Annotated in this window: 4 protein-coding genes; 3 read left to right on the top strand and 1 reads right to left on the bottom strand. The window is 74.0% G+C overall.

Annotated elements, in window-relative coordinates:
* Window positions 1–200 precede the first annotated feature (200 nt).
* Window positions 201–1,499 carry a BNR-4 repeat-containing protein gene (locus E9998_RS10065; protein WP_136529576.1) on the bottom strand — a complete coding sequence of 433 codons (1,299 nt, stop codon included), beginning with the start codon at window positions 1,497–1,499 and terminating at the stop codon, window positions 201–203.
* A 228-nt stretch (window positions 1,500–1,727) separates the two neighbouring features.
* Between E9998_RS10065 and E9998_RS10060 the strand changes: the two genes are divergently transcribed.
* From E9998_RS10060 to E9998_RS10050, 3 genes are all read left to right on the top strand, one after another.
* Window positions 1,728–2,477, top strand: coding sequence for a GAP family protein (locus tag E9998_RS10060; protein ID WP_136529575.1), 750 nt, complete (start codon window positions 1,728–1,730; stop codon window positions 2,475–2,477).
* Window positions 2,478–2,618: 141 nt separating this feature from the next.
* Entirely contained in the window at window positions 2,619–4,325 is a 1,707-nt protein-coding gene (locus tag E9998_RS10055) for an ABC transporter transmembrane domain-containing protein (RefSeq protein WP_136529574.1), read from the top strand.
* A 607-nt stretch (window positions 4,326–4,932) separates the two neighbouring features.
* Window positions 4,933–6,735: an ABC transporter ATP-binding protein gene (locus E9998_RS10050; RefSeq protein WP_420842424.1), complete on the top strand. Its 1,803-nt coding sequence runs from the start codon at window positions 4,933–4,935 to the stop codon at window positions 6,733–6,735.
* The last annotated feature ends 80 nt before the right edge of the window (window positions 6,736–6,815 follow it).

Raw genomic sequence — 6,815 nt, 5'->3', positions numbered from 1 at the left:
CGGTGCCGGTGCCGGTGCCGGTGCCGGTGCCGGTGCCGGTGGCGGTGGCGGTGACTCGGGCCGGTGCATTGGCGCCAGGAAGGTTGGGGCGGTCGGAGTACGTCACTGAAAGCCGCCGCGCGGCGGCTCCGTTCGCGGCTCCGAGCACCCGCTACTCGGTGCTCGGAGCCGCAACGGATCACATCGCGCCCGCGCCCGCTTTAGTGCTCGCGCGGCAGGTCGAGGAGGACCGCTTCGCACTTGTAGTGCTGGGAGGCCGTCATCTCGCCGCGGAACCACAGGAGTGGGATGCGGGAGGGGTCGCCGGGGGCGACGATCGGGCGGAGGTTCTCCACCGTCGAGCCTTCGGTGACAGCGGTCCAGGTCCAGGTGGCGCCGCCGTCGTCGGTGCGGCCGTGGAAGATCTCGTGGTGGGGGAGGGCGGAGCCGTCGCGGGGGTCCACTGTGGTGGAGAGGTAGAGGGAGTCGAGGTCGTAGGGGTCGATCGCGGCCAGGCCGGTGTAGTCCTCCTCGTGGGGCATGAGGCCGGCGCCGGCCTTGGCGAGCTCGTTGACGCGCCAGGAGCCGTTCTCCAAGCGGGCGTAGAAGAACCGGAGGTCCGGGACGGCGCGTTCGCGGCGGAAGTCCTCGTCGGCGAGGTTGGCGCGGGCGGTGAGGACGGCGGCGACGGTGCCGTTCTCGGAACGGCGGATGTCGGTGGTCCAGCAGTGGGTCATGGGGTCGCCGCCCCATTCGGAACCGGCGGCGAGGACGGTGGTCAGGTCCGCCTGGGAGGGCGCCTCGCCGTCGAGCGCGGCGGGGTCGAGGACGGTGCCGTCGCTGCGGTGGAGCGCGCCGTTCTCGATGTAGCCGTGGTAGATCGAGTTGTCGAAGTCGCGGGGGTGGTGGTCGGTGGTGACGAGGTCGATGCGCTTGCCGTCGGAGGCGTAGCGGGTGTACCCGTTGACGTAGCCGACCTTCGGGCGGGTGAAGAGCTTGCCCGCGTACGACCAGGTGTCGCCCTCGTCGTCGGAGACCAGGGCGCACTGGTCGTCGTTGACGGCCCGCGCGAAGCAGTACAGGCGCCCGCCGGAGGCGCGCAGGTTGGAGTAGGTGACGCCGCGGCCGCCGGTGTGCGGGGCCCAGTCGAAGGTGCGCTCGGGGCCCCAGGCGGTGGGGTCGCCGGGTTCGCTGACGCGCCAGCGGGTGAGGTCGTCGGTCTTGTGACGGGTGTAGACGGCGAGCCAGCGCCCGTCGGAGCGGTGCCAGAGGGCGGGCACGTCGTGGTCGTCGACCTCCAGGTTCTCGTGGAGCACTACCACTGTGGACTCGCGTGCGGCGAGGTCGACGACGGCGAGTTCGACGTTGCCGGTGCGGGCCTCGCCGCCGGGGCCCTCGGCGGCGGCGATGGAGCCGACCACGAGGCGGCCGGCGGCGGGGTCGACGAGGGCGCGTTCGTCCTGGAACCAGCACCAGGCGCCGTTGTCGTTGACGACCAGGGGTTCGGCGGGGCGGGGCATGTGGCCTCCTTCGGCGGGCCGCTCGGGCCCATCGGCGTCGTTCGCGGCAGTGTCAATCGAGGTGAGGGCGCGAGTTGATACGACAGCGTCAGTTGGCGCCCAGCATAGTATGTAAGCGCTATCCAGTCGAATCGCCCCTACGACGTGCCACCAAAGGTGCAGCCGCCGCCCGAAACCTCACCCCCGCGACCGAGGCGGCGCCCGCGCCCGCATTCGTACGCTTCGGACATGGACCTCACCCTCGCCGCCGGGCTCGCCGCGCTCGCCCTCATCGACTCGACGAGCTTCGGCACGCTCCTCATCCCGGTCTGGCTGCTGCTCGCCCCCGGCCGGGTCCGCGCCGGACGCATCCTCGTCTACCTCGGCGCCGTCGCCGCCTTCTACTTCGCCGTGGGCATGGCGATCGTCCTCGGCGCCACCGCGTTCCTCCCCGAGATCACCGCCGCCTTGGACACCGACGCCGCCATGTGGGCCCAGCTCGCCCTCGGCGTCGCCCTGTTCGCCGTGAGCTTCCGCTTCGACGCCAAGCGCCGCAAGGAGGGCGGCGGCCGCATCGGGCGCTGGCGCGAACGCGCCATGGGCACCGAAGAGCCGGGCGGCGGCACCGGCACGCGCACCCGGACGGGCTCGATCGCCTCCCTCATCGGCCTCGCGCTGGCCGCCGCCTCGGTCGAGGTCGCCACGATGCTGCCCTACCTCGCCGCGATCGGCATGGTCACCGCCGCCGGTCTCGGCGCCGCCGGGACCACGCTCACGATGGCCGGGTACTGCCTGGTCATGATCGCGCCCGCCCTCCTCCTCATGACGGCCAGGCTCGTCGCCCGCCGCGCCGTCGAACCGCTCCTGGTGCGCGTCAACGACTGGATGGCCAAGCACGCCGCCGGCGCCACCGGCTGGATCCTCGGCATCCTCGGGTTCCTCCTCGCCCGGGACGCGGCGATGCGCCTGGGCCTGCTGGAGGCGCTGCTGAACCGGTGAGTGCGGGGACACCTTGCGGTTCAAGTTAGCCTTGCCTAATATCTCGGTGGTCGGCAATCCCGGCGACCGCAACAGCAAGGCCCTCCGCAGACAGGAACCCATGACACTCCCCGTGCCGACCACCCCGCCCGGCGAGGGCCGATGAGGTCGCCCCGCCGGCTCCAGGCCCCCGACGAGCCCATCGAAGTCCCGCCCCTGCGCGTCGGCGCCGACACCACGCCGCGGCGCCTCGCCGTGCGCGTCGTCCTCGGCGCCCCCAGGTACACCGCGCCCGCCGCGACGCTCGCGATCGGCCACCAGGTCGGCGAGGCGCTCGTCCCGGTCATCATGGGCTTCGCCATCGACCAGGCCGTCGCGACCAGCGACCCCGTGCGTCTGGCGCTGTGCCTGGTCCTGCTCGCCGCCGACTTCGCGATGCTCTCCTACAGCTACCGGTTCGGCTCGCGCATCGGCCTGCTCGGCATGGAGGCCGTTCAGCACCGCTTGCGCACCCTCGTGGCCGGACGCCTCCTCGACCCCGTGGGCGTCGCCGGACGCGCCGGTCTCCCCGGCACCTCGCTGTCCATCGCCGCCTCGGACGTCAACGCCCTTGCACGGGCCGTGTTCATCGCGGTCTTCCCCGTCGGCCAGTTCGCGGGCATCCTCCTGTGCGCGGTCGTGCTCCTGTGGATCTCCTGGCAGATCGGGCTCATCGTCCTCATCGGCGTCCCGCTGCTGCTCGTCCTCATGGACCGCGCCGGCGGCCCGCTGCGCCGCCGCTCCGAACGCCAGGCCGAACTCGCCGCCGAGGCCTCCGGCAAGGCCGCCGACCTCCTCGCCGGCTACCGCATCCTCTCCGGCCTCGGCGCCCAGGCCGCGGGCGCCGAGCGGTACCGCCGCGCCAGCCGCGACGCCCTCGACGGGAGCCTCCACGCCGCCGGCGCCCAAGGCGTCTTCGTCGGATCCATGAACCTCGCCACCGGCCTGTTCGTCGCCGGGCTCGCCGTCGTCGCGGGCCTGCGGGCCCTCGACGGGGAGCTCACCGTCGGCCAGCTCATCACCGTCGTCGGCATCACGCAGTACATCATCGGCCCGCTCGGCTCCTTCGCCTCCGGCTTCGGCCCCATGTGGGCGGGCGCCCTCGCCGCCGCCGCGCGGGTGCTCACTGTGCTCAGCCTCGCCCCGCGCGTCGAGAGCCCCGGCTCGGCGGTGCCCGCCCCCGGCGCCGGAACGCTCGACTTGCGCGCCGTCGCCTCCGGCGCCCTCGACCGTTTCGACCTGCGCCTCGAACCGGGCGAATGCGTCGGCCTCCGCGCCGCCCCCGGCGCCGCCGCCGACCTCGCCGCCGTGCTCTCCGGCGCGGTCGCGCCCGAGACGGGCACCGCTGCATGGCACGGGCGCCCGATCGGTGATTACGACCTCGACGCCCTCCGCGCCGCGATCCTCGTCGTGCCCCACCACGCCGCCCTCTTCGACGGCACCATCCGCGAGAACGTCGCCCTCGGCGCGGCCACCGAAGCGCGCACCGCCGCCGCCCTCGACGCCGCCGACTGCGCCGAGATCATCGAAGCCGCCCCCGGCGGCCTGGACGCCCAGGTCGGCGACGACGGCCTCCGCCTCTCCGGCGGCCAACGCCAGCGCCTCGCCCTCGCCCGCGCGCTCGCCCAGCACCCCCCGCTGCTCGTACTCCACGAGCCGACCACCGCCGTCGACTCGGTCACCGAGGCCCGCATCGCCGAACGCCTGCGCGCCACCCGCGGCGACCGCTCGACCCTCCTCATCACCGACGCACCCGCACTCCTCGCCGTGTGCGATCGAGTCGTCGACATTGACGCCGACGCCGCAGCAGAAGGGCGAACCGATGCCTGAGGGCCCCTTGAACGAACGCATCGCCGGTGAGCTGCCCCGGCAGGGACGCGACGCCGCAGACGATCGGCAGGACGAGGCAGGCGGAGTGGATCGTGCGAGCGACGGTGCTCCGGTCGGTGCCGCGAGCGGCGGTCCGCGAGACGCGGACCGCGCTGAAGATGGCGTGGCGAGCGGTGATTCACGAGACGAGTCCGCGACCGAAATCGGCGCCCGGAACGGCGCCGAAGACAGCGCTGCCGGTGGCGTCTCGCAGGGCGAATCCCGCGCCCGAGATGGCGCGGCGATCGACGACACGCAAGGCCGGCCGGGCGCTGAGGGCGGCGCCCGGGCGGGCGGGGCGAGCGGCGATCTGCGGTACGCGGACCGCGCCGAGGAGGGCGCGGCGAACGGTGACCCGCAAGCCGAGCCTGGTGCTGAAGCCGGTGTGCGCGAGGGTGTCCGGGCGGGCGGCGGCTCGGAAGCCGAGCCCCGTGGTCGGGGCGGCGCCGTGAGCGGCGACAAGCGGCCATTGGGCCGCGTGCGTGATGGCGCCGTGAATGAAAGGCCGGGGAACGAGGGCGACTCGGCCAGTGACCTCACGAGTGGGGGACTGCTCGCCGGGCAGGCTGTGTCGACCGGCCCGACCGGGTCGGCTGACTCGAATGGCGAGACCCGGCCGAGCGGGCAGGCTGCGCCTTCCGATCCGAATCATGAGGCGCTGCCGCTTGCCGATGCCGCGCAGGTTCGCGCCGAGGTGCGATTGGCGCTCAAGGGCGGGACTCGGCGGGTCGTCGGGGTGGTCCTGCTGCTGACGCTCGGTGCTGCCGCGGGGCTGGTCACGCCCGCCGCGCTCGGGGCCGTGGTCGATGCGGTCGCCGAAGGGCAAGGGGCCGAACGCATCTGGCTCCTGGCCGCGCTGATCGCCGGGGGCGCGCTCCTCGCTGCGGTGGCCGACGGGTTCGGGCAGGTCGGGGCGACCCGTCTGGTCGAACGCATCCTCGCCTCGACCCGTGAACGCATGGTGGCCCGCGGGCTCGCGCTGCCGAGGGCGGCGCTCGAACGGGCCGGTGCCGGAGACCTCGTGTCGCGGTCGGGCGACGACGTGGCGGTGGTCGCCGAGGCCGCGCCGCTCGTGGTGCCGGCCATCGCGGGGTCGGCGTTCTCGATTGCGATGACCGTGGTCGGGATGGCGGTCCTCGACTGGCGTTTCGCCGTGGCGGCGGTGCTGGTCGTCGCGCCGGTCCATGTGCTGACGCTGCGCTGGCACCGGCGCGCGGCGCCCGACGTGTACGAGGCCGAGCGGGCCGCGATGGCCCGGCGCGCCCATCACCTGCTCGCGTCGCTGCGCGGGATCGAGACCGTGCACGCCTTCGGGCTCTCGCGTCCGCACGGGAAGCGGATCGCGGTGGCCTCGTGGGAGGTCGCGAAGTGGTCGGTGCGTGCGCAGACCGTGGTGAACGGGTTCTTCGCGCGGTTGAACTTCGCCGAGTTCCTGGGGATGAGCTCGATCCTCGTGGTCGGGTTCTGGCTCGTGCGCGAAGGGCAGGGCACGGTCGGCGCCGCGACGACCGCGATGCTGTTCTTCCTCAGGCTCTTCGACCCGATCAACCGCCTCATGATCGTCGTGGACGACCTCACCTCGGCGCTCGCCTCGATGCGCCGCATCGTGGGCGTCATCGTCGCCGACCGCTTCGCCGCGCCCGAGCGGGGCGAGCCGGCCGACGAGGCCGCCGCGGAGGCCGACGGCGTTCACTTCGCTTACACGCCTGGGCATCCGGTCCTCGAAGGCGTGTCGCTGCGGATCGGCCCGAAGGAGACCGTCGCGCTCGTCGGCTCCTCGGGCGCGGGCAAGAGCACGCTCGCGGCGCTCGTCGCCGGGGTCCTCGAACCCGACGCGGGGACCGTCGCGGTCGCCGCGCGGCCCGGCGGTCAGGCGGTCGCACTCGTGACGCAGGAGGTCCACGTCTTCGACGGGACTCTCAGGGAGAACCTGGACCTGGTCCGGCCCGGCGCCTCCGACGCCGAGCTGGAGGCCGCGCTGCGCGCGGTCGGCGCCGACTCGCTGCTGGCGCTGCCGGACGGCCTCGACTCGGGTGTCGGCGCCCGAGGGAGCGAACTGACGCCCGCCCAGGCGCAGATGCTCGCGCTCGCGCGCGTCGTCCTGCTCGACCCGCTCCTGGCCGTGCTCGACGAGGCGACCGCCGAAGCCGGCTCCGCCGACTCGGCCGCCCTCGACGCCGCGGGCGTCGCCGCCCTCCAGGGCCGCGCCGGCCTCCTCGTCGCCCACCGCCTCGACCAGGCCGCCCAGGCCGACCGCATCGTGGTCATGGAGCACGGGCGCATCGTGGAGGAGGGCACCCACGAGTCCCTGGCCGCCGCCGACGGCCCCTACGCCCACGCCTGGGCCCTCTGGAGCCGCGGCCGCGCCTGAAAGACCGCGACACGAACGCCGCGGCCCTCCCCTCGGGAGGGCTGCGGCGAACGCCGGTCGCTCGGCGCAGACAGGACCGG

The sequence above is a fragment of the Glycomyces paridis genome, assembly GCF_004912155.1.
GTDB lineage: Bacteria > Actinomycetota > Actinomycetes > Mycobacteriales > Micromonosporaceae > Glycomyces > Glycomyces paridis.
This window is presented reverse-complemented; position numbering and strand designations above follow the sequence as displayed.